This window comes from Nocardia sp. CA-129566 (assembly GCF_050956075.1).
In the GTDB taxonomy this organism is placed as follows: Bacteria; Actinomycetota; Actinomycetes; order Mycobacteriales; family Mycobacteriaceae; genus Nocardia.
The window spans coordinates 189,837-211,333 of record NZ_CP192085.1 but is presented as its reverse complement, the minus strand read 5'-3'; the positions used below and the strand labels follow the sequence as shown (position 1 = coordinate 211,333).

Genomic DNA, 21,497 nt, shown 5'->3' with positions numbered 1-21,497 from the left:
ATGTTCTCAACACTCGCTGGCTGATCCAGCTAGCGATTCGGTGTAGGTGGCGGTGTTCGGCGCTGAGCGTCATCGGGTGGGTTCGCGATTTGGACGAACCGGGCCAGTTGCCATTCGTAGCTCTGCGATGAACCACGGATAGTGAGTCCGATGTCCTTCCGCACGACCTCATAGAAGCTGCGGCGTGCTCGACTTGCCACCTCGACTGCTTGCACCCATGGCACATCGGAGACCCTGCCAGTCGCTATCAACTGGAGGCGGAAGCTGCTCTCGTGCCATCTGCGAGCGGCGTCGACTGCCTCTTCGCTTCCCAACATCAGGACCGACTCCCATTTCATTGTTCGTTCTTCCTCTGCCGAGGCGAGAGCGAGCAGTCCTTCGTCGAGAGGGAGTTTGTCGATGTCGGGGTGTATCCCCTGGTGTGCTGCGATCCGAACCGCGATACCGATCACCTTCTTCACCGCGCGGGCGTACTCGGTGTAAGCGGTGAGTCTCTTCTCGTCCCATCGGATCGCCTGAGCTCGACGCCATCGTGCTCGTTCGGCGGCCGAGGTCGACCAGTATGTTGCGGCAGCTCCGAGCAGCACCCCGATCAGGGCGGGGAGTTGCTGCACTAACGAAGTCATCTCAAACCATCCCGACAGCCACGATGCGTGAACGATGACTCATGTCTTTCCCCCTACGCGGCAGTTACCAGCCTGTCAGACGAATTCTCCCCGCAGGCACCACCTTTGGATACAGCCGACGTGGGAACTGGAATCGCACCACCGTCTACGACTGGGCGTAGCCGACGTCTCGGCCCACCGACACTGGGGCGGGTCGAGCAGGTCGGGCAGGGCTGGGTCGCGGAGGAGTGTCTCGCCATCGCCGTCTACTGCGCGCTGTACGCGTTCCGGACCGGCGACGTGCGTGGCGCTGCTGCTGTCGGTGAACCGTTCCGGCGACTCCGATTCCACCGGTGCGGTAGCCGGCAACCTTATCGGTGCGTCCACGGATTGTCCGGCCCTACCGCCCGAATGGGTGTCCGTGTCGCAGGCCGCGACGAATTGGTCCAGATCGCCGACGATCTCGTCCTGAACTTCTTCTACCGAGACCGTTCCCGACTCGAAACCCGCTATCCGCTCGACACTTCGGTGAACTGAACTGAGCACCAAGCGGCTTCGAGGCCGTCGCGTCACGTGTACATCCAGCATCTCCTCGACCAGCCGAGGATCGGCCTGCCCGGTCATCTCGAACGTCCGCATCACGCGCCGTCCACCAGCCCCACAGCCCCTGTGCCGCAGGCGGGCACGTTCACCTTCGATCGTGCGTAGCCCAACCCCCACGGCCTCGGCCCGCTGCCACTCCGCCGCGTTGGCCCAGAACGGCTGCGCCGCAACACCGATCACACCGGAATCGAAGTCCAGCAGCATCAACCGATCTCATTCCAACCACGACTCGTACCCGACGAGGTTTCCGGTCGTGGCCGTCGACCAACGGCCCCCATAATTGCGCTGACCCTTGTAGGCGGGAAACCGCTCACCGGCAAGCAATCCTCGAACGGAACCGACCACGCATCGGGCAGGCTTCGGCGGAACACGCACGACCCGTTCATCGGCAGCGATCAAGTCGCCCTCGAGTCTGCGAGTCATGTTGCGGCAATCCTCGATCGCTCATAGCCGATCCGGATCGGGGTTGTGCCCGTGCCCATTTCAGCAGTGTCAAGTGATCGGTGCTGGTTGTGCCGGCCGTTTTTGTTGCGAGCTTGCGACCGAGTTCGTCGGTGGCGACGGCGGTGTGGGTGCGCTTGTGCGCGTCGAGCCCGATGACCATCATTGGTGCGTGTCAGCCCTTTTCGAGTGCGGGTGTGGCACGGACCGGTCCGGCAGGCAATTCCCAGTAGGGGCGATGCCACGCTCCTCTTAGGCCATGTCGGCCCGATCCCGAACGTCGACCGGCCGCAAAACTTACAACAGCCACAAAGGCGGGAAAACAACGGCGGAGCGAACCGGTCGACCACAAGATCGTGACACTGGGATACAACGGCTCTGTCCCACATTCGGTCGTGGCTGGTTTGTCCCAGCATGATCCGTGCCGGAGCAGAGGAAACCCTGCGCGGCTGTCCCGTTTGCCGTCTGATCAGCTTGGTTTGGTGCGAATGTCGATGCCAACAGCGCCGCTGTCAGGCAGTCAGTGCATCGTAGGCAGCGATCAAGATGCTCAGCGCTCGCATATTGTCGTCGGTCCACAGCACCTGGTTCATCACATACGACACCGTCATCCGGTGCTCGAAATCGACCAGAACCAGGGAGCCGCCCCATCCGCCCCACGAGCAGGTGCGGCCCTCGAGGCGATAGCCCATTCCCCAGCGGATCGGCCGTTGCAGCACACGGTCTCGGCCTTGGAATTGTTCTTCGAATACGCGGTCACAGCCGGGCTGCGACAGCAGGCGAACGCCGCCGACGCTGCCACCGCAAGCGAGTACCGACTGGACCGCGGCGACCGAGCGTGCGTTGCCGTGACCGTTGATGGCCGGGATCTCCGCGCGCCGCCACGCCGCAGTGTTGGCGTCGGACACTCCGACCGAGAACCCCTCGGGACGGTCGCCCTCGGGCGCGGGGATGAGCGTGGCGACGCGGTGGTCGTGTTCGGGGGCGAGTCCTATGTGAAAGTCCGCGCCCACTGGCGCGGCCACTTCCTCGGCGAAGAATGTGCCCACGCTGCGTCCGGTCACCCGCGCGATAACCTCGCCGACGAGGAAGCCGAAGGTGATCGAGTGATAACCCCCTTCGGTGCCCGGTTCCCACTGGGGAGACTGTCCGGCCAGAAGCGCGGTGACGTTCGGCCAGGAGTACAGGTCGGCGGCCACGACGGGGTCGTCCCATACCGGTAGGCCCGCGGTGTGACCGAGCAGGTGCCGTACCAGCACACCGTGTTTGCCCGCCGCCGCGAACTCCGGCCAGTACCTGGCGACCGGCGCATTCAGATCGAGTTCGCCACGGTCGGCCAGTATGAGCGCGCACAAAGCCACCATTGTCTTGGTCGTCGACCAGACGTTGACGATGGTGTCCGCCTCCCACATCACAGTGCGTTCCGCGTCGACATATCCGCCCCAGATGTCGACCACGGGTTCGCCGTCCACGTACACCGCCGCCGACGCGCCGACATCGTCGGTGTCCAGCGATGCTGCGAGCGCCTCGGCGACACCGACGAACCGCGCGTCGTAGGAACCCCGTACATCGGTAGTCACAGGCGCACCCTAGATCGCGTGCACCCTGTGGCACCAACGATTTTCATGCACTGCTCACGAAACATGCCTGCGGTCGTGGCCGTCCACCAACGACCCACATGATTGCGCTACCCCTTGTAGGCGGGAAACCCCCACACCGGCAAGCAATCCTCGAACAGCACAGAACACGCATCAGCCACCGCGAACCGCTGCTCACCGGATTCAACATCGACACAAGCGATCCCGAACTCCACGACCGGCGGCGACGGTGCGCCGCTGGTGACCACACTCAGGCTCAGCACGGCCACGCAGTCTGCCCACAACAGCGCCCGATGTCCTCAGAACCGCAACCTATGTCCGAACTCCCCAACTACCCCCGCAAACTACCCCCGGACACCTCAACTATCTCCGGACAGAAAAATATTGTCCGTTCCGATCGAACGTTGCGGACGGCAAGTCGCTGACCTGCGGCCCGAAGGGTTGTGCGGATGGTTCACGTTGCCGCAGTGTTCGGACCTACTTTGCGGATTCTCGGCCCCGATGCCACGGAACACTAAAACCACGACTGTTTCCTGCCAGCGCCGATGGATCGCCGAGCGCAGCATTGACGTCATGACCACACGCGAGGACTTGACCTTCGTATCGGGCACGGACCGGTGCGCCGCCTGGTGGTACCCGGCCAGCGGCCTGACAACGCCCCGACCTGTGATCGTGATGGCCCACGGCCTCACCGGAACCCGACGCGACCGGCTCGGCGCGTTCGCCGAACGATTCGCCGCCGCTGGATTCGCCGCGCTGGTGTTCGACCATCGCGGGTTCGGCGACAGCACAGGCGAACCGGATCTGTTCATTCCGGCCCGCCAGCTCGAGGACTGGCGGGCCGCGATCGCCTACGCACGCACTCGACCCGAAGTCGACGCCGACAAAGTCGTCACCTTCGGCTCCTCGATGGGCGGGGGAAACGCACTGGCCGCAGCCGCCGAGGACGCCCGGATCGCGGCCGCGATCAGCCAGGTGCCCTTTCTCGACATACTCTCCCAAGCCCATCGCGGATCGATCAGGGTATTGCTCCGGATGCTACTGACCGCCGCGCGCGGAGGTTTCCTCCCTGCCGTCGGACAGCCACACGAGGCGGCATTCATCAACGCGCCCGACAGTGAGCGCGGCTGGCGACATGTCGTCGCCATCGGCGAAGACTCCCAGTGGCGCAATCGTGTCAGTGCCCGCTGGCTGCTCGGTCGACCGTTCCGGCCCAGCCGCGCCGCGCGGAGGCTGCACTGTCCATGGCTGGTCTGCGTCGGCGAGCAGGACCAGGTCGCCGCACCCGGGCCCGCCATCCGGGCCGCCCGGCGCGCGCCGCACGCGATATTGCGAACCTATCCCGGCGTCGACCATTTCGACATCTACGACGGCCCCGAACACGAAGCCATCATCGCCGACCAGATCGACTTCCTCCACAGCCACTTCGGCACACGCGAGTCGGTCACTGCCAGCCGCAACTCACACGAGTCGCCGTCGGCATAGACACCGCACCGCGCTCAGGCTCGGCACAAGCATGCAGTCAGCCGCCAGAGCGCTCCGATGTCCGGGGGTGGTTGCGGGGTTCGGCATCGGGGCCGTCATCGCCGAAGCCACCGCCGCCACCTTCACCACCGCCCACAATCGGATCACCCTGACCTGCGCCATCACCGCGACAATCACGACCTGGACCGGCACGCGATACACCGCACCCCCGGCACCTCGAGGAAAGCCACCACCGGTTGATCCGAAACTCCCCCTGGGGCTCGGCTTCGGCTCGGCCAGCGCCTTCAGCACAGCCTTCCGGCATCGCTTCAACGCCGGTCCCCTCGACAGCCGTCAAGGCTGAGCGGGAACCATTGCCCCTGCTCGTTGTGTGTGAGGGCGAAGGTGTGATCGCTTGCGGCAGTGGCCCACTCGCCGGGTGCAGCGGCCGGTCGGTCGATGCATACTGGCGGCCGTGCAGTTCGGGATCCTGGGGCAGGTGGAGGTACGGAGAACCGATGGGACTCCGGTCGCGGTGGGCGGGCCGCAAGTACGGTCGCTGCTGGCGGTTCTGGTGTCGGAGGCCGGGCGGGTGGTGTCTCGGGATCGGTTGATCGGCGACCTCTATGGGCAGGAGCCGCCGGGCGATGCCGGGCATGCGCTGCAGTCCCAGGTGTCGCGGTTGCGGCGTGCGCTGCGCGCCGCGGGTGCCGATGGTCTCGTGGAGTCCTCGGCGGCGGGCTACCGGCTCGCGGTCGATCCGGAGACGGCGGATATGCATCGGTTCCTTCGGCTCGCCGAGGAGGGGCGAACCGCGTTGCGCCACAAGGATTCCCTTGCCGCTGTCGCACTGCTGGACCAGGCCGCCGGGGTGTGGCGCGGCGCGGCGCTGGCTGACGTGCGCGACGCGCCGTTCGCCGCCGCTATGGTCGCCCGCCTCACCGAGACGTGGCTGGCGGCCCAAGAGGATCGCGCGGAGGCCGCGCTGGCGCTGGGTGATCACCGGGCGGTGGTCGCTACGCTGCCGGAACTCGTTGCCGTACATCCGCTTCGGGAGCGGGCCAGGGCGCTGCTGATGCGCGGGCTCTACGCCGGCGGGCAGCAGGCGGAGGCGCTGAAGCTGTTCGAGCAGGGGCGGCAACTGCTCGCCGACGAACTGGGCGCCGACCCCTCCGCCGAGCTGACGCAGGCGCACTTGACGATCCTACGGGCGGACACCGTCGTCGCTGCCGCGGTGCGCCGCCTACCCGCCCAGCTCACCAGTTTCGTCGGCCGAGACGACGAGCTGGCGCAGGTCGCGTCGTTGCTTGCCCGGGCTCGCCTGGTGACGCTCACCGGTCCGGGCGGTACCGGTAAGACCCGGTTGGCGATGGAAGCCGGCGCTCGGGTTCGGGGCGAGGTTTGTTTCGTGGATTTGTCGCCGTTGGTGGACGGCGCACAGGTGGCGCCGGAGATTGCGGTGACGCTCGGTGGCCGCGCGACCGGCGACCACGAGGATGCCGAAGCCCGGGTGCGTGCCATGCTCGCCGACCGCTCGCAGTTGATCATTCTCGACAACTGCGAGCATCTGGTGCTCGATGCAGCCCGGCTGGTGCACCGGCTGTTGCGTGACTGTCCGGGCTTGCGGGTGCTGGCGACGAGCCGGGAAGCCTTGCGTATCACCGGCGAAACCGTGCTCGCGGTCGGGCAGCTACCGGTCGCGGCCGCCGAGGCGGCACTGGCCGACCAACTCGGCTGCACCGCGGTCCGCCTGTTCGCCGATCGCGCCGTTGCCGCGCGGCCTGGATTCGCCGTCGACGCGGGCACGATCGCGGCCGTGCGGCGCATTTGCGAGCGGCTGGATGGGCTGCCGTTGGCACTGGAACTCGCCGCCGCCCGGCTGCGCACTCTCGACGTCGGCGAGATCGACGCGCGACTCGCCGATCGGTTCCGGCTGTTGGCGCGCGGGGATCGCACCGCCGAACCACGACACCGGACCCTGCAGGCGGTGGTCGAATGGAGCTGGGAACTGCTGGAACCGTCCGAACGCCTCCTGGCGCGACGCTTCGCTGTCTTCGCGGGCGGGGCCACCGCCGCCATGGTCGCATCCGTTTGCGAGCTCGACGACGCCGACGAACTGTTGGACAGCCTGGCCGACAAATCGCTGGTGGAAGTGCACAACGGCCGGTACCGGATGCTGGAGACCATCCGAGCCTACGGCTTCGCACGGTTGACCGAGGCCGGCGAGCGTGAACGGTTGCAACGTGCCCTCGCCGGTTTCTCGACCGAGCTGGCCGAGCGGGCTGATCCGCTGCTGCGCGGTCCCGAGCAGCTCGACTGGCTGGCGCGGCTGACGGCCGAGCACGACAACGTGCAGGCGGCGCTGCGCTGGGCGGTGAGCATGGATCCCGCACTGGCACAGCGTCTTATCGCCGCCCATGCGTGGCACTGGTGGCTGCGCGGTTACTCGGGCGAGGCCGCCGAACTGGCCGGCAAACTGCTGCTCGCACTCGACCCGGCGGCGGACGTCGAGGAATACGCCTTCTGCGTGGCGGTCGCCGCGCGTGCCAGAACCGGGCCGCCGGTGCCGGTCACTCAGGCCACCTCGGCCCTTTCCGGCATCGAAAGACCTTTGCGGCGACCACATCTGGTGTTCCTGCTGGCAACTGTCGGCGGGCTGCTCGACCTGCCGCCGGAACGGCAGCGTGTGCTTTTCGGTCCTGATCGCTGGTCGCAGTCATTCCTGAGGCTCGGTACCGGACTGCGACATCTCATGTCCGGTGAGCCGCTGCTTGCCGAGCCCGAATTGCACAGTGCCCTTGCGGATTTCCGCGCTACTGGCGACCGGTGGGCAATCGCAACCACGCTCGACAAACTCGCCGCAGTCGCCGACTGGCGTGGTGAACGGAAGGCCGCCCTGGACCTCATCGACGAGGCCATCATCCTGCAGACCGAGCTGGGCGCCGGCGACGACGCCGCTGACCTGCTCAACCGGCGCGGTGACATTCTCGCCCGCGGGTCCGCCGCGTGTCGTGATGATGCGGGTGCCGCCTACCACCGCGCCGCGCAACTGGCCCGTGCGACAGGCGCAACGGACATGTACGCGAACGCACTACGCGGGCTCGGCGATCTGGCACGGGTAACGGGCGACCTGTCCGTCGCCCGGGAGTACTACGACACCGCCATCGCGGTGCCCGGCAACGACACGTTCGGCGCGGCCGAGGCCCGGGGCCACAGCCTCATCGGATCGGGCTGGATCTGGCTCGCCGAGGCGAATATCGAGCGTGCACTGGCGGCGCACCGCGAGGCGTTCGAACTGGCGCGCGACCGATCTCGGCCGGTGGCCGCGGCAGCGGTGGAGGGCATGGCGGGGATCGCGGTGGCACTCGGTGCGACGGCGCGGGGCGCACTGTTGCTCGGTGCTGCCGACTCGCTGCGCGGCATGCCCGGGGTGTGTGACGGTGCGGCGGCCGACACCGCCGCAAGATGCCGAGCCGAACTCGGTGAAACGGAGTTCCGTGCCGCCCTCGAGCGTGGCGCCCGATGCTCAGCCGAGGAGGTCACCGAGTTGCTCGGTGAGCGGTGGTGAGCCGATGGTGAGGGCACGGTGATTGCCGTCCCCGACGCTGTGTGCATGACAACGAGACAGCAGTTCACCAGCAAGACCGTCCTCATCTCCGGCGCCAGCGTCGCCGGGCCGACGCTGGCCTACTGGCTGGCCCGCTACGGGTTCACCGTCACCGTCGTCGAACAGGCGCCCACTCTGCGCGAGGGCGGCTACAAGGTCGACATCCGTGGTGTGGCAATGGAAGTCGTCGACCGGATGGGTCTGATGCCGCAAGTCCGCGAAGCGTCTACGGCGATGCGGGGCGGGGCCTGGGTAGACGATGCGGGCAAGGCACTGGCAACGCTCGGCCCCGAACTCATCGGCCTGCGCTCACCCGGCGATGACGAGGTCTTGCGCGGCGATCTCGCCCACATCCTGTTCGACGCCACCAAGGGCGAGGTCGAGTACCTGTTCGGCGACTCGATCACCGGCCTGGTGCAGCAGGCCGATGGTGTGACGGTGCGGTTCCGCAACTCCGCGCCACGCGTATTCGACCTGGTGATCGGGGCCGACGGCATGCACTCGGCGGTGCGCAGGCTGACATTCGGGCCGACCGAGCAGTTCGCCCGGCACACCGGCATGGCCGCCTGTGTGATCTCGGTGCCCAACTACCTGAACCTCGACCACTGGGAACTGGTGCATCCCACACCCGGGCGCGTGGTGCAGGTGTACAGCACCCAGCGGACCACGGCCAAGGCCCAGTTCATCTTCCAGGCGCCGGAACAACTGCCGGACAGGCGCGACCGCGCCGCCCAGCAACAGCTGGTGACCGACGCGTACGCCGATGCCGGTTGGGAGACACCGAATCTGGTCCGCGCCATACCGGAATCCCCGGACTTCTACTTCGATTCGGTCAGCCAGATCCATCTCGACCGCTGGTCCGACGGCCGCGTCGCGGTCGTCGGCGACGCCGCCTACTGCCCGTCACCGCTGTCCGGGCAGGGCACGAGCATGGCGCTGGTCGGCGCGTATGTCCTTGCCGGCGAACTGAAAGCGGCCGCCGGTGATCACCGCGTCGCGTTCGATCGCTACCAGCGCGCCATGCAGGACTACGTCACCGAGAACCTGACACTGGGCTGGAACAATGCCACCCAGATGGTGGCGGCCGACCGGCGTGCGATCCGGACCCAGACCACCATGTTGCGCATGCTGCGGCACATGCCGTGGAAGGGCCTGGCCCTGCGTCCGATCATCAAGCCGCTCGAGCGCGCGGCCAATGCCATCCAGCTCGCGGATTACTGAACCCGTCGTCACCTGCGCTGTTCCCGACTGCGGGACTGCATCTCAACTGATGTGTGAGGAGTACCGAAATGAGTATCGCTTCCGGCCCGATTTTCCAGGTGGCGTGGGTTGTTCACGACCTCGACGCGGCCGAACAGGAATTTACCGACAGCTATGGCGTCGACAGGTGGGTCCGCATGCCCCGCATGCATTTCGGCCCGGAGTCGTGCAGTTATCGCGGTGCGCCCGCCGACTACACGATCGACACCTCGCTCGGCTATGCCGGCGGACAGCAACTGGAATTGATCGCGCCGGTCTCGGGTACGAACCTATATACCGAAACGCTCGCGCGGTCCGGCCCTGGACTGCACCATATCGCCTGGGTACCAGATGATTTCGATGCCGCACTGGCAGCGGCGCGGGCATGCGGCACCGAGATCGCGCAACATTGCACCATGGCCGAGCTCGGCATGGAATTCGTTTATCTCGACGGAGGCCCGCTCGGCTCGTACATCGAGTTGCTGCGGCTGCCTGCGGACGCACGCGCAATGTTCGACAGCATGATTCCGTCGGGATACCGGAACCCGTGGTCGCACGGATAACAGCCTGCGTCGACGGCGAACCCTGCCGCCGATGCTGGTGGCGCCGTGCTCGATTCGCACACAACATCGGCAGTCTGAAGCCGTATCTGGATTTATATACGGTCGTACGTGTGTTCAGGTGAGCCGGATCGTCTCGGATCCGGCTCACCAACATCGAAGTACGCACGGCGCTCCATGGCGGCATGTCGAACACGTATGTGGCCGGGGTGTCGGCGCCGGAGACCTGTTCCTGGGCGATGCCGTTGCGGCCGGTGCCGCCCGGGCCGAGTTATCGGCGGCGAAATCGCCGCGCCACCCGCTGGTGTCACCCACGGTATCCCCACCCACATCGCCGCAGCCTGGCACCGCCACGCACTATCCATCTACAGCGACGCACAACCCGAAGACCTCAAAACCACCGCAACCGCACTCTTCACATGACTCAACCAGACCAAAACACGTGCAGAAGCGCGCGGTAGGCACCACAGACGCTGGAGAGGATGAGGACCACTTCGAATACCGGCAGAACGACCGTGAAGTTCGCGCCACCATCGTCCGCGTCATCGCCGATTACCTGAAAGGTTGCCGCCGAGTTCAGGGCTGTAAGGCAGTCGGAGGTATCCGCAGAGGACGTCGATGCATTGCTGGCGGCGTAGTCCGTCGGATTCGTCGGCGACACCCGCCATGGCGTAGACCCCGGCGATGCGGACCGCGACATCGGTCGCGCCGAGTTGGGCGGCCGCGACGCCGAAGCGTTCGACGAACCGGCTCTGCTCCAGGTCGCGTTGGCGCCGGTAGGCGATCACCAATGCGACGACGCCGCCGACTCCGGCGACGACGGTCAATGCGACGCGGGTGACGTCGATCTCGGCGGCGGCCTTGGTCGTGTCGACGGGGGTGATCCATCGCAGGAATCCGTAAGCGGCGAAGGCCACGACGAATCCGGTGGCGAGTGCGAGTCCGACCGCGGGGAACAACCGGATCCGGCTCGCGGCGGCTGACTGCCGCACGAGAGTCCTTATTCACAAGCGCGCGCAACGCGGTCGTCTTCCTACGTGCTTGGGCGCCAACGGCGCTCACCCACCCGAGCATCGCTCGATTCTGATCGAAGCCACCCCAACCCCGCGCTGCATCGGCCGAATCTCGCCACTGAGAACGCCTGCGGGTGTTGGGAATTGATCGTTTTCTCAACACCTGCGCCTAGACGAGTGAGTCCGAAGTCCCGGTGATGTCCGGACATGGACGGAGGGCGCCGAAGATCACTGTGTGACGAACGATCTGGACGCCCTCGTAACCGCACTGTACGTGAAAATCGATGACGAGTTGCCTGGTTCCCGCTGGACTGGACGTCCGCCGGTGCTGACCGACTCGGAACTGGTGAGCCTGGCGGTGGCCCAGTCGCTGCTGGGGTTCACTTCCGAGGCACACTGGCTGCGGTATGCCCGCACGCATCTGGGTGCGATGTTCCCGTACCTGCCGCAGCAGTCCGGCTACAACAAACGCCTGCGGGCCGCGCTGGGGCTGGTGAAGCAGGTGATCCGGATGCTGGCCCGTTCCACCGATTTCTGGCTGCCCACCGGTCACCCGGTCGTTGATCGCCTACGACCATTGACTCGGACCGCCCGCGTGTACTTCAGGTGCCGAGTGGTTCGACGTCGACGACGACCAGTTTGTCCTGTTGGTAGCTATCCAGGTCGGGGGTGTTCCAGCTCTCGCCGCTGCGGATTCGATGAAACCGGAACGTGGCGTTGGTCTCGTTCGCGCCGACGATGAAGCGCACCGCAGTAGGCGGGTCGAGTTCGTAGACCAGGCGGCTCATCACCCGCGCCAACGTGACGCCGTGCATCAGCAAAATCCGCTGATCGCCCTCGTCGATCAGTGGCTGGTCATCAACAACAGCTACGCCAACCGAGACGAAGTCCTCGAGATGAAACGAACTGTCGCTGGCCTCCCAGCCGGACAAGTCGGGGAAGAACGACGGCGCGTTGCCAACATCGGCAGTGGAGTCGGCCCACGTCACCACCCCACCACGGCGGACGATTCCGTGCCCAGCCTGCTCACACAAACCGGCAGCCAATCCTCCCGAAGGCTCCATGCCTCCGAATCCCGACAGCACAGCCAGCGTCGTGGCCGCCAGATCGTTCATCTTCACCGTGAGCACGGCGGCAAGTATTCCAGGTCCGGCTGCCGACCAAGCGATCACAGCATGAGCCCGGCGACCTTCGATTTACTCGCACCAGCAACTCACTGCCCTACACCTATGCCTGACGGCCCAATCGCGTTTGCGGTCGCAGGCATGGGGGCCGCCTGTCGATGTTCGAAGTCGACTGCACGGCGTCCTCTGCGCACATGAGTGCAGGCGCAAGGCCATATCCGTTGGTTTTTCGGCGATAACTACTTCCGCCGTCAATTGCATCGAATGCGAACTCACGACAGTATGCGCATCGGCGTGACCGAGGTCGGCAATTGTTGTGTCTGCCAGTGGAATTCGGTTGTGTCGGCACCGATGAGGATAGACGGCTGAGGGTGCCGGAACGATCAGTCCGACTCAACTGCCTGCTGATTCCTCTACGACCCGCATACGATGCGACTTTCTCGCATCTGATGCGACTGATGGAGGTGGGCGGATTTGGTCGGGTTCGGTGGTTCGGTCCCAGGTGCGGCACGGCTGCATCTGGTCGACGGGGTGTCGCTGCGCCGAACGCGGCGCGCGGGCGCGCCTGGCTACCCCGCGGCGTTCGCGAGCTGCCGATAGAGCCGCGCCAGCTTCGCGGCGGCTTTGCGATCGAATCCGATCCCCTCGTCGATCTCGCGGGACAGGAACTCGAGCCAGTCCGCGATCGCGGCGTGCTGTGCGGGGCGCAGGCCGCGCAGGGTCGTCTCGTCGTCGCGTCGCGCACTGCCGAGAAAGCTGCTGAGATGGATCCAGAGTTCGAAGTCGTAGGGTTGGATCAGCATCAGCTTCAGCACCGCCGGGAGGTAGTACTCGACGGCCTGCGCGGTCATGTACGTGAAGTCTTCCATGTGCAGGCCGGGCAGAAAGCTCGAGCGGTTGATGTCCGCGCTCGAGCGGCCGTGAAAATGCGCGATGACGTACGGCGCGTCGATGCTCGGCGGTGCAAGTTCGTCCTCGGTGCGCGGCGGCGAGCCCGCGAACACCTGATCGATTCGGTGGGTGACCTCATCGCGACTCCTCATGGCCGCCACAACCTAGCTCACCATGGCCTTCGCTGCTCCGCATGGGCGTGCCCGGATCGGGTGCGGCAGCGATCCTGTCTGCCTCGGCTCTGCTTCAGCCACAGGAATTGTCCCAACCGGCGACGGCCGTGTGCGGACCGGTCTTGGCGCGCTGCTCGGTGCCCAGCCCTTTCGACATGGCGTAGCGCCTGCTGACGGGTGATACGCCGGGCTCAACTTTCGTGGTGGACGGTAACGGTGTTGTTCCGATCCCACGCCGCGACAAGCAGCTGGTCGGTGGGCTTGTCAGCGCCGATTGCGAAGTCGAGTGCGAGAACACGTTCCGTTGCCGCGGGGCTGATCGCGATGCCGACGAGGAGTAGATGGTCGAGGAAGACCTTGTCGGTAACAGCCTCACAGGTGTCCACGTCGAACAAGGAGCCAGCGACTTGTGCTAAAGGCCTTCGTCGGCCACTCGACGCATTGCCGCGACATAGTCGTCGATATGCCTCGAGATGTACTCATCGCCGGTCTTCCGCAACAGCATCGCGGGGTCGATCGTCGGTGTGGCGAACCCGAGAGGGACGCCCTGCGTACGGACGAGTTCACCGCACGCATAGGCGTAGCCGACCAGCCGGAGCCAGAAGAGCGGGTTCTCGCCCATGTGTCGGCTGCACTGGCTCAGAATCGCTGCGAGCGCCTCCAGCTCAGGGTCTCGAGCGGGATCGGGTACCTCCTCGAGAAAGCGGTCGTAGCTGATCACGATCGGCCGGTCGTGATCGTCGTCGATGAGGCGCGCCGCGGCCGCGCGAAGATTGTCTCGAAACAGATGTTGGGTCTGCCGCGCCCAATCGACATCCGGGTGGTCCAACACGACGTTGTCACTGGACAGCATGCGTTCCGATGTCGCCCCGAATCGCAGCAGGCCCAGAGCCCCCGCATCGACGCTGAAGTCCGCGGCACCCACTGCGCGCTCGATCAGCTGTGCGACCGCGAGCGGACACAGAAGCCGATAGATGGTGCTTCGTCCGTAATCCGCGGAGGGATCCATGTTCCAATCCATCCCCGCCCGCACATGCCCGACGATTCGGTGGATCGCATCGCGCGCACTGTAGAGCAACTGCATGCGCAAAGGTCCGATCGCCTCGTAGAGGCGCTGTCGAGCCATCGACTCGTACGCGATGCGAGCTTGGCGGTCCATAGCGTCGGCATCGAGCTGTGCCTTCCGCACAAGCAGATATCGCTGGGTAAAGAAGCTGCTCACAGCACCGACGATGGCGGCGACCACCGCAGAGGAGACAACCGCGGTCGTGACATCGGCAGCCGCAAGCATCATTCTCAGATCTTCTCGCACTCACGGGTGAGACCGGGATGATTTGTGTGCGCGTGCTGTGCGGTCCAGCGGTTCCACCCGTCTGACCCCCGATAAGACTCCCATCGCAGCGGTTCTCGGCGGTCAGAGCCGATGGACTTGAACCCAGTTACTACCGGAACCCCTACCAGTCGGGCGAATCTGGGCCGGGTCCGGGGCGACTCGTCGTCCCGGTCGGCGTGACGCGAGCGAACTTTGCCCGCCTCGTTGCAGTGAGCGCCCGCAGCTGACTGGCGATGTTGTCCCTGTTGCCCGATATGCCGAGGTCCACGCGCAAGGCGGTCAGGAGGAGATGAATGCCGTCGTTGAGTGGGCCTTTCACCCAGACCAGCAGGCTCTCAGCGGTGAAGGCATCGGTACGGCCGGCGTCGAGGGCGCACAGCGCGTCGTAAGTGCGATCCAGGCAGTTGCTCACCTCCGACGCGACAGTCAGTACAGAGTCGGGCAGCGATATCTGCGCCATGGCGTACAAATCGCGGTAGTCGGCCCGCTTCGACCTGACCACCTCGAGAGTTCGCCCCGGATTTTCGAGGTAATCCAGCGCTGCGGTCCGGTACCCCCGGGCTGCGCGGTTGTATTCGGCGTACATCGCCAGCCGAGCTTCTTCGACCTCTCTGCGACGCTGATTTTGCGCGTCCAGTTGCTTGCCGCGGATCGCGTACCGCTGCGTAACTACGATGCCGCCGAGCGACCCAGCGACGCCTGCGAGCGCGCTGATCATGGACACCAATTCCACACTCACACAGACGATTATCTGCAGCACACCAACTCGGGGCGCTTTGCGGTTCACCCTCCCAGCTGGCCCGTGGTGCTGCTGGCGCTGATCTCGGGTGCGTACTTGTAGATCGTGGAGCGAGAGACTCCGGGCATGCGGGCGATCGAGGACACCGATTCGTCGGGCTGGGTGAGCATCGCGCGGGCTTGGCGGATCTGCTCGGCACTCACGGCCGGCGGGCGGCCCAGGCGTTGCCCGCCGGCGCGTGCGGCGGGCAGGCCCTCGTTGGTGCCGTCCACGATGAGCTCGCGAATGAATTCGGCCAGGGCAGCGAAGACGTGGAAGACCAGGCGCCCGCCGGGGGTGGTGGTGCCGAGGGCTTCGTGCAGGGACCGGAATCCGATGCCGCGGCGGCGAAGTCCGGCCACGATCGCGATGAGGTCCTGCAGGGAGCGGCCGAGCCGATCCAGTGACGGCACTACCAGGGTGTCGCCCGGGCGGAGGTAGTCGAGGCGCTTGGCGAGTTCCTCGTGCTCGACACTCTTGCCGGACTTCTTGTCGGAGAAGATCTTCTGGCATCCGGCCTCGCGCAGGGCGAGTAGCTGGCGGTCGAGGTTCTGGCCCTTGGTGGAGACGTGGCCGTTGCCGACGAGCGCGCCGCCTCCGCCGATCGCATTCGGTGTGTCTCTCGCCCTGGCAAGCCGTTCCACTTCCAAGGAAGCGGAACGACCACGCTGGACGAATCCCGGTGAATCGAAGCTACTTTGCACTTCCTGACAGCTTCAGGATTCCGGGGCCCAACAGCAGTGTGTCTAGGACAAACTGCCTCGAACGAGTGCTTGAGTTGTCTCATGCAGTCGTTGATCGCTGTAGTGGGCACGCTTCTTGGTGCAGTGGTGGGGGTTTTGGGTTCATACACCACGCAGAGTCTCAGCTATCGAAGGGAATCATCAGAGCGGCTGGCAACGGTCCGGCGGCAGGCCTACGTTGAATTCCTCGTCGCTGTGCACGACATGTATGTACAGATCCTTGCGATACACCGAACGCAACGTGCTGGAACGATGACGCCAGTGGAAGCAACCCAGAGCCTCCACGAAATACCCTCCCGAAATGCGCAAGCCGCCCTCGAAAACCTACGGCTTTTGGCAGGTGACGTGGTGGCTGGGGACGCAGCCTTCCTCTGGGCGAGGATGCGGCGCGACGCAGAGCCTCTCGGTCGTGACCTTGATGCTCAACGCTTCGCTGCATGGCGAGAACGGTATTGGGACTCGCGTCGAAAGTTCATCGACGCGGCGAGACGTGATATCGGCTTCCGTTCCCTCGACTGGTCAACCGCTGGCGTTGGACCAGGTCGACAGCACAACGACATCTCGATCGACTCCGCGACCAGCTGACGCACCGTCTTCACCATCCACGTCCGACTGGGCGAGGCCGTGGCCTCTGGGCAGGTTCACTTATCGGCGATCAGAACCTTGCAACGATGGATATGACCCGGACGGAGCCGCGCGGATACCACCATGCCGTGGCGTCGTAGTTCACGGCGTGAAGGCGAAACGCTCGCGCTCGGTCCATCTTCAGACTTCGGCAGACGGCGGGATGTTGGGACTGTCAGATGAACTATCTGACAGTCCGCTGATGTTGTGGGACGACCGAGTCGGCAGCGGCCGTGCTCTGTTCGACCTGGCGATCGGTGTGCATCGGACTGATCTGCCCGCGGTATGTCCGCAGGATCTCGCTGACTTGGTCGCGGTGTTCGCGGGCGGCGCGGTGGGCCATGGCGTGGGCGGCGGTGATCGCTCGGGAGTACTCCATATCGCGTTGTTCGAGCTGATGTCGGTGTTCGGTGGCCTGGTCCTCGAGTCGCTGTCGTAGGGTCGCGTTCGCCTGAGCTGAAGTTTTGGCGTTGGTGACCGCGGCGTCTCGTTCGCCTTCGGCGTGGGCCTGTGCTGCGCGGGCAGCGTCGAGGTGTCCGCGCATTTCCTTCAATACAGCTTCGGCCTCCTCGTATACCCGGTCGCGATCAGCCTCTACCTCGGCAATGCGCTCTTGTGCATCGGTAGCAGCTTGTGCGGCAAGGTCTTTGACCTGCTGTGCTTCCTCGGCGGCTTCATCGGCGGCGGCCAGGGCCAGCTCCTCGAGTTCGACCGGGCGTTCGAGCCGACGCGCCATGGCCGTGGCCGCTTTCTCCGCGTCGGCGCGAGCCTGTTCGGCGGCGGCGATGCGGACAGTCGCGTCGCGTCGAATCTCGGCGATCTCGCGGTCGATGACCGCGGGGTCGGTGATCTCGGCGATCAGTTCACCGGCGTCGACCAGCATGGCTACCAGTTCCGCGCGCGTTCGCTCGATGCGGTCGACCAGATCGGCGAGGGCATTCATGCCGTCGGTGACCGGACGCGACGGGCGCTGCACCATGCCCGGGTCGCGGGCGTGGTGTGAGTATGAAGCCTCCAGAGCCGGTGGGTGCCCTGAGAAGCCGTTGTGACCGCAAGTGGTGACATGCACACCTACACCAGGGCGGCTCACGCCATTGACCTGGTGCTTTCGTGGAGCGGATGACGGGATTCGAACCTGCTGCGGCGCTTCACGAAAGCCGTGGTCAATCGCCTGAGCCAACCCAAATGTTGGGCCTCAATAGACCTTTCAGAACTTTTCAGTACGTTGCGGGTCACCAAGCTACCACCTGTCTGGTGACATAGACACCACCTCTTTTGCCCGCTGCGATCTTCGGGGTGGTGACTATGTCCCCACCCCTCACCGGGTGACGGGATGTCTGCACCGGATCACGGGACTGGCTTGGTCACTGCATCATTGAACCTGATGTGCCACATAGTGTTCGGGGGTGACCGGTCACCGACCGGCAGTGGCATGACCATGGCTATCCTCGCCGGGATGTTGGACACAAATGGACGGGAATGTCGATGACTGTGGCGGGACGTTGGCGCATCGTGGCGATGGACTTGTGGGATCGCGAAGCCATCGATCTTGTCGAGCCTGGATTCATGGAGTTCCACTCTGGTGGGACGGGTGAGTTCGGATTCATCGCCGTGCACGGGTGGATGGATTGCTGTATCGGGATCCGTGATGGTCGTGAGTGCGTGGAGTTCAGTTGGGAAGGTGATGACGAGGGGGAGCCGGTCAACGGTCGCGGCTGGGCTGTCCTGACCGAATCTGCCACGCTGCGCGGACACCTGTTCTTCCATCTCGGCGATGACTCCGCTTTCACCGCAGAGCCGTTCGAGGTGCCGTCGTGAGTGAGTACCAGTACTACGAGTTCGTCGCCCTCGACCGCCCGCTGGACGACCGTCAGCAGGCGGAGGTGCGAGCCTTGTCCACCCGGGCGCGCATCACCGCCACGAGCTTCATCAACGAATACCACTGGGGCAGTTTCCGGGGTGATATACGTCGGATGGTCGAGCGCTACTACGACGCGCACCTATATCTGGCGAATTGGGGGACTCGCCAGCTGATGTTCCGACTGCCGCGCACACTGCTCGGTCCCGAGGTGGCAGAACAGTACTGTCTCGGCGACTGTGTCACCGCCGAAACATCCGGCAGGAACATCATTCTCGGCTTCTCGAGTGAGGACGAGTCCGGTGACTGGGTGGAGGACGCGCAGACTTCGTTGTCGGCCATCGTCGGAGTACGCGCCGATCTTGCCGCCGGAGATCTGCGACCACTGTATTTGGCTTGGTTGGCCGGGTACGGCATGTGGGAACGCGATGAGTGGGCCTTCGGCCGCGATCATGATGACCAACTCGAGCCGCCGGTGCCGCCGGGACTGCGTACACTCACCGCCGCTCAGCGGGCGATGGCCGACTTCCTGCGGCTGGACCGCGATCTGCTGCACGTCGCGGCGTCGGCGAGCCCCGATCTCGACGCGGTGGCCGATGATCCGCGTGCGCTCGCCGCATGGATCGCCGATCTCGATGTGGCAGAGAAAGATCGGCTGTTGCTGGATGTCGCCGGTGACGACGCGGCGAGTGTTCATATGGAACTTCTGCGCCGATTCCGCGAGTCCACGACGGCCGCACCCGACCAGGCGCCACGGCGTACCGTCGCTGACCTGCTCGACGGTACGGCCCGACACCGGAGCGAGCGGGAACGCCGTGAGGCGGCTGTCCGGGCGGAACAGCACGCTCGGCTCGAGGCCCGGCGGGCACGTCAACGCGAACGGCGGTTGAACGAACTCGCCCGCGACCAGGACGGTGCCTGGCAACGAATTGAAGTAATGGTCGCGACCAAGAAGTCCGGCCAGTACGACGCCGCGATCGAGCTGCTCACCGACCTGCGCGATCTCGCCGAACGGGACGGCCGCACCGATGTCTTCGCGCGGCAGGCGAGAGCATTGCGTGAACGGCACACCAGCAAGCCGGCCTTCATCAGACGTCTGGTCACCGTCGACATCGAGGCGAGTCGGGGCTGATAGGCGGAGCGCGATCGACTTCGGTGCCGCAGACGGGTGAACGGCATTGAGGCGACACGGGCGGCGACTCGCCATGGGCAGAGCGTGACCTCGCCGGGGTCCGGTCGCAACTGCGGTTCGGGAGGTTGGCTTGATCGGGTGTCGGGGTGATGCGGTGCGATGGGAGAATTTGTGCGATGAACGCTTCCCGCCACCGCGAGACGCTACGACCGTGAGAAGCCCGACCATCGCGAAATGATCCTACGGTGTACGAGGAAACTCTTGGCGGTCATCGGCGCCCAGCGGCTCACCAAGCCGACGCCCGAGCCCGATCCCGATGACTGGTACGCCAACCTGCTGTGGTTCAACAACGGTCAGGTGGATATCGCGGCCAGCACCGGCGAGACCATCAAGGACCTCGCCGGAAATGTGCTGCCGCCCACCGACCACGGCCCTCGACACCCTCTTCCTCGCGTCCCCTATCTCGTTCAAAGGACGCCTCGTCCAATACGTCGGGCGCATCACCCGACCACATCCCAACAAGACCACCGCCACCGTCCACGACTACCACGACATCCGTACCCCGGTGCTCGCATCATCACTACACAAACGCGCACCCGGCTACGTCACCCTCGGATTCCCCGACCCGCGCAAACCCCACAACTGGAATGCCGTCACACCGCCGCCGCCGACAACAACAACTACATGAGCCATACGCACCCAAGCCGGGCAACCGAACTCGCTGAATGGCAGCGGTGAGATCTCTCAGCAGGCCGAGGTCAGTTCATGCAGCGACACGAGCAAGACACGGTCACGATTGAAGCCGCGTTCGGTGATCAAACGGACGGCGCTCTCAGCCTGCGCGATGTCCTCCTGGGAAGCCGCCGCCAGCAGGCCATGCAGATCTGCGAGATCCTGTGGGCGGGAAACATCGTCTCGGGCCAACAGTTCGAGCACGATGAGGTGGCCAGTAGTCGCGACCGGCCGCGTCAACCCGGGCACGATCTCCAGGTTCTCTGCGGCCTGCACGATCTCGGACTCAATTCCCGAACTGGCGAACAGGATGTCGACCAGGACCGATACGCTATCGATGGCGCGCTTCAGCCGACGGTAGCCAGCCTGCCGTTATCGTGCTCCACCGAAGCATAGAACCCGTAGCCCTCGGCGATGAGTAGACGAACCAATTCCTCAGCGCCGCGGTCATCTGCAACCGCCACCGCTACGTCAATGTCATGAGTAAACCGTGGCGCCGACCGTGCCAACACCGCAAAGCCACCGGCGAGCGCCCAGGCGTAACCATGCCGACGAAGATCCGACGCCGCACGACGCAGCGCCGCCTCGAGTTGGTTCATGCGAACCGAGACGACGCATGGCCAGCCGCATCACCGAGTGGCGCGCCAGGACGTGAAAGCAGCCAGTCCTGAACAACCTCGTCCACCTCCACCTCGGTGGCCTCCGGTCGCATCCGACGTATTCGGGCACGCTGCATACGCACACCGAACTCATACATCTCCAACGCGAGACGCAGTCGCTGGCCCGGCGATTCCTCTGCCGCGATACCCAGCCTACGTCCGAAACAGCTCAAGCCCCGGATCCCTGAAGACCTCCTTCCCGCGCAGGATCACGGGATTGGTCCCGGACTTGGGTTATGGAGTAAATACGGAGTGTCGCATGGTCATTGCCGCAACCGCGCGAGGCGCCGTGAAGCCCCTGGGCAGTAGCCGAAGCCCGA

Annotated in this window: 23 protein-coding genes and 3 pseudogenes; 14 read left to right on the top strand and 12 right to left on the bottom strand. The window is 65.2% G+C overall.

The annotated features are described in order from the left end of the window. Positions 1 to 29: 29 nt before the first annotated feature. Positions 30 to 626, bottom strand: coding sequence for a hypothetical protein (locus ACQP0C_RS00995; protein ID WP_433729664.1), 597 nt, complete (start codon positions 624 to 626; stop codon positions 30 to 32). 34 nt (positions 627 to 660) lie between these two features. On the opposite strand from ACQP0C_RS00995, the pseudogene ACQP0C_RS00990 reads away from it, so the two are divergent. Beyond that, positions 661 to 966, top strand: a pseudogene (locus ACQP0C_RS00990) (hypothetical protein); the annotation flags it as partial. A gap of 50 nt (positions 967 to 1,016) precedes the next feature. After that, positions 1,017 to 1,142, top strand: a complete 126-nt coding sequence (locus ACQP0C_RS00985; protein ID WP_433734840.1) for a hypothetical protein — start codon at positions 1,017 to 1,019, stop codon at positions 1,140 to 1,142. Positions 1,143 to 2,161: 1,019 nt separating this feature from the next. Here the strand turns inward: ACQP0C_RS00985 and ACQP0C_RS00980 are convergent. Further along, positions 2,162 to 3,229, bottom strand: coding sequence for a serine hydrolase domain-containing protein (locus ACQP0C_RS00980; protein WP_433729662.1), 1,068 nt, complete (start codon positions 3,227 to 3,229; stop codon positions 2,162 to 2,164). Between the two features lie 107 nt (positions 3,230 to 3,336). Then, complete coding sequence (locus ACQP0C_RS00975; protein WP_433729660.1) at positions 3,337 to 3,516, bottom strand: hypothetical protein; 180 nt, start codon at positions 3,514 to 3,516, stop codon at positions 3,337 to 3,339. A 304-nt stretch (positions 3,517 to 3,820) separates the two neighbouring features. Here ACQP0C_RS00975 and ACQP0C_RS00970 point away from each other — a divergent pair, with 304 nt between their 5' ends. The 5 genes from ACQP0C_RS00970 to ACQP0C_RS00950 all read left to right on the top strand — a co-directional run bounded on the left by ACQP0C_RS00970 (position 3,821) and on the right by ACQP0C_RS00950 (position 10,120). Continuing rightward, a complete protein-coding gene (locus tag ACQP0C_RS00970) occupies positions 3,821 to 4,732 on the top strand; it encodes an alpha/beta hydrolase (RefSeq protein WP_433729658.1) in 912 nt (303 codons plus the stop codon). Positions 4,733 to 4,799: 67 nt separating this feature from the next. Then, a complete protein-coding gene (locus ACQP0C_RS00965) occupies positions 4,800 to 5,075 on the top strand; it encodes a hypothetical protein (protein ID WP_433729656.1) in 276 nt (91 codons plus the stop codon). A gap of 111 nt (positions 5,076 to 5,186) precedes the next feature. Next, positions 5,187 to 8,279: a BTAD domain-containing putative transcriptional regulator gene (locus tag ACQP0C_RS00960; RefSeq protein WP_433729654.1), complete on the top strand. Its 3,093-nt coding sequence runs from the start codon at positions 5,187 to 5,189 to the stop codon at positions 8,277 to 8,279. A gap of 45 nt (positions 8,280 to 8,324) precedes the next feature. Further along, positions 8,325 to 9,539 (top strand): FAD-dependent monooxygenase, encoded by a 1,215-nt coding sequence (locus ACQP0C_RS00955; RefSeq protein WP_433729652.1) that lies wholly within the window; start codon positions 8,325 to 8,327, stop codon positions 9,537 to 9,539. Positions 9,540 to 9,607: 68 nt separating this feature from the next. Beyond that, on the top strand, positions 9,608 to 10,120 hold the full coding sequence (locus tag ACQP0C_RS00950; protein ID WP_433729650.1) for a VOC family protein: 513 nt from the start codon (positions 9,608 to 9,610) through the stop codon (positions 10,118 to 10,120). A gap of 539 nt (positions 10,121 to 10,659) precedes the next feature. Here the strand turns inward: ACQP0C_RS00950 and ACQP0C_RS00945 are convergent. Beyond that, complete coding sequence (locus ACQP0C_RS00945) at positions 10,660 to 11,109, bottom strand: hypothetical protein (protein ID WP_433729649.1); 450 nt, start codon at positions 11,107 to 11,109, stop codon at positions 10,660 to 10,662. A gap of 256 nt (positions 11,110 to 11,365) precedes the next feature. On the opposite strand from ACQP0C_RS00945, the pseudogene ACQP0C_RS00940 reads away from it, so the two are divergent. Continuing rightward, a pseudogene (locus ACQP0C_RS00940) lies at positions 11,366 to 11,668 on the top strand (IS982 family transposase); the annotation flags it as partial. Positions 11,669 to 11,732: 64 nt separating this feature from the next. Here ACQP0C_RS00940 and ACQP0C_RS00935 read toward each other — a convergent pair. The 6 genes from ACQP0C_RS00935 to ACQP0C_RS00910 form a co-directional block, all read right to left on the bottom strand. Beyond that, on the bottom strand, positions 11,733 to 12,260 hold the full coding sequence (locus ACQP0C_RS00935; RefSeq protein WP_433729647.1) for a hypothetical protein: 528 nt from the start codon (positions 12,258 to 12,260) through the stop codon (positions 11,733 to 11,735). A 563-nt stretch (positions 12,261 to 12,823) separates the two neighbouring features. Next, positions 12,824 to 13,297 carry a hypothetical protein gene (locus tag ACQP0C_RS00930; protein ID WP_433729645.1) on the bottom strand — a complete coding sequence of 158 codons (474 nt, stop codon included), beginning with the start codon at positions 13,295 to 13,297 and terminating at the stop codon, positions 12,824 to 12,826. Positions 13,298 to 13,509: 212 nt separating this feature from the next. Continuing rightward, positions 13,510 to 13,704: a hypothetical protein gene (locus ACQP0C_RS00925; RefSeq protein ID WP_433729643.1), complete on the bottom strand. Its 195-nt coding sequence runs from the start codon at positions 13,702 to 13,704 to the stop codon at positions 13,510 to 13,512. Between the two features lie 26 nt (positions 13,705 to 13,730). Then, a complete protein-coding gene (locus ACQP0C_RS00920) occupies positions 13,731 to 14,612 on the bottom strand; it encodes a hypothetical protein (protein ID WP_433729641.1) in 882 nt (293 codons plus the stop codon). Between the two features lie 160 nt (positions 14,613 to 14,772). Continuing rightward, entirely contained in the window at positions 14,773 to 15,390 is a 618-nt protein-coding gene (locus ACQP0C_RS00915) for a hypothetical protein (RefSeq protein WP_433729639.1), read from the bottom strand. Between the two features lie 44 nt (positions 15,391 to 15,434). Beyond that, positions 15,435 to 16,073, bottom strand: coding sequence for a recombinase family protein (locus ACQP0C_RS00910; RefSeq protein WP_433734816.1), 639 nt, complete (start codon positions 16,071 to 16,073; stop codon positions 15,435 to 15,437). Positions 16,074 to 16,214: 141 nt separating this feature from the next. Between ACQP0C_RS00910 and ACQP0C_RS00905 the strand changes: the two genes are divergently transcribed. The 6 genes from ACQP0C_RS00905 (at position 16,215) to ACQP0C_RS00880 (ending at position 20,474) form a co-directional block, all read left to right on the top strand. Next, complete coding sequence (locus ACQP0C_RS00905) at positions 16,215 to 16,757, top strand: hypothetical protein (protein WP_433729637.1); 543 nt, start codon at positions 16,215 to 16,217, stop codon at positions 16,755 to 16,757. 241 nt (positions 16,758 to 16,998) lie between these two features. Then, positions 16,999 to 17,235 carry a hypothetical protein gene (locus tag ACQP0C_RS00900; protein WP_433729635.1) on the top strand — a complete coding sequence of 79 codons (237 nt, stop codon included), beginning with the start codon at positions 16,999 to 17,001 and terminating at the stop codon, positions 17,233 to 17,235. A 93-nt stretch (positions 17,236 to 17,328) separates the two neighbouring features. Continuing rightward, positions 17,329 to 17,799: a hypothetical protein gene (locus ACQP0C_RS00895; protein ID WP_433729633.1), complete on the top strand. Its 471-nt coding sequence runs from the start codon at positions 17,329 to 17,331 to the stop codon at positions 17,797 to 17,799. A 482-nt stretch (positions 17,800 to 18,281) separates the two neighbouring features. Beyond that, the gene (locus ACQP0C_RS00890; RefSeq protein WP_433729631.1) at positions 18,282 to 18,614 is read left to right on the top strand and encodes a hypothetical protein; all 333 of its coding nucleotides are present in this window, start codon (positions 18,282 to 18,284) and stop codon (positions 18,612 to 18,614) included. Beyond that, positions 18,611 to 19,786: a hypothetical protein gene (locus ACQP0C_RS00885; protein ID WP_433729629.1), complete on the top strand. Its 1,176-nt coding sequence runs from the start codon at positions 18,611 to 18,613 to the stop codon at positions 19,784 to 19,786. The genes ACQP0C_RS00890 and ACQP0C_RS00885 overlap by 4 nt, the downstream gene beginning before the upstream one ends. 406 nt (positions 19,787 to 20,192) lie before the next feature. After that, a complete protein-coding gene (locus tag ACQP0C_RS00880; RefSeq protein WP_433729627.1) occupies positions 20,193 to 20,474 on the top strand; it encodes a hypothetical protein in 282 nt (93 codons plus the stop codon). A gap of 56 nt (positions 20,475 to 20,530) precedes the next feature. Here the strand turns inward: ACQP0C_RS00880 and ACQP0C_RS00875 are convergent. Continuing rightward, positions 20,531 to 21,117: pseudogene (locus tag ACQP0C_RS00875) on the bottom strand (nucleotidyl transferase AbiEii/AbiGii toxin family protein). After that, a complete protein-coding gene (locus ACQP0C_RS00870; RefSeq protein WP_433729625.1) occupies positions 21,114 to 21,350 on the bottom strand; it encodes a hypothetical protein in 237 nt (78 codons plus the stop codon). The pseudogene ACQP0C_RS00875 and the gene ACQP0C_RS00870 overlap by 4 nt, the downstream one beginning before the upstream one ends. Between the last annotated feature and the right edge of the window lie 147 nt (positions 21,351 to 21,497).

What these genes read in the sequence shown, in the direction of transcription:
- ACQP0C_RS00995 (WP_433729664.1), bottom strand. Translation starts at nt 626, where the DNA reads ATGACTTCGTTAGTGCAGCAACTCCCCGCCCTGATCGGGGTGCTGCTC.
- ACQP0C_RS00985 (WP_433734840.1), top strand. Translation starts at nt 1,017, where the DNA reads ATGGGTGTCCGTGTCGCAGGCCGCGACGAATTGGTCCAGATCGCCGAC.
- ACQP0C_RS00970 (WP_433729658.1), top strand. Translation starts at nt 3,821, where the DNA reads ATGACCACACGCGAGGACTTGACCTTCGTATCGGGCACGGACCGGTGC.
- ACQP0C_RS00955 (WP_433729652.1), top strand. Translation starts at nt 8,325, where the DNA reads ATGACAACGAGACAGCAGTTCACCAGCAAGACCGTCCTCATCTCCGGC.
- ACQP0C_RS00950 (WP_433729650.1), top strand. Translation starts at nt 9,608, where the DNA reads ATGAGTATCGCTTCCGGCCCGATTTTCCAGGTGGCGTGGGTTGTTCAC.
- ACQP0C_RS00930 (WP_433729645.1), bottom strand. Translation starts at nt 13,297, where the DNA reads ATGAGGAGTCGCGATGAGGTCACCCACCGAATCGATCAGGTGTTCGCG.
- ACQP0C_RS00920 (WP_433729641.1), bottom strand. Translation starts at nt 14,612, where the DNA reads ATGATGCTTGCGGCTGCCGATGTCACGACCGCGGTTGTCTCCTCTGCG.
- ACQP0C_RS00905 (WP_433729637.1), top strand. Translation starts at nt 16,215, where the DNA reads ATGCAGTCGTTGATCGCTGTAGTGGGCACGCTTCTTGGTGCAGTGGTG.
- ACQP0C_RS00900 (WP_433729635.1), top strand. Translation starts at nt 16,999, where the DNA reads ATGTTGTGGGACGACCGAGTCGGCAGCGGCCGTGCTCTGTTCGACCTG.
- ACQP0C_RS00890 (WP_433729631.1), top strand. Translation starts at nt 18,282, where the DNA reads ATGACTGTGGCGGGACGTTGGCGCATCGTGGCGATGGACTTGTGGGAT.
- ACQP0C_RS00880 (WP_433729627.1), top strand. Translation starts at nt 20,193, where the DNA reads ATGTGCTGCCGCCCACCGACCACGGCCCTCGACACCCTCTTCCTCGCG.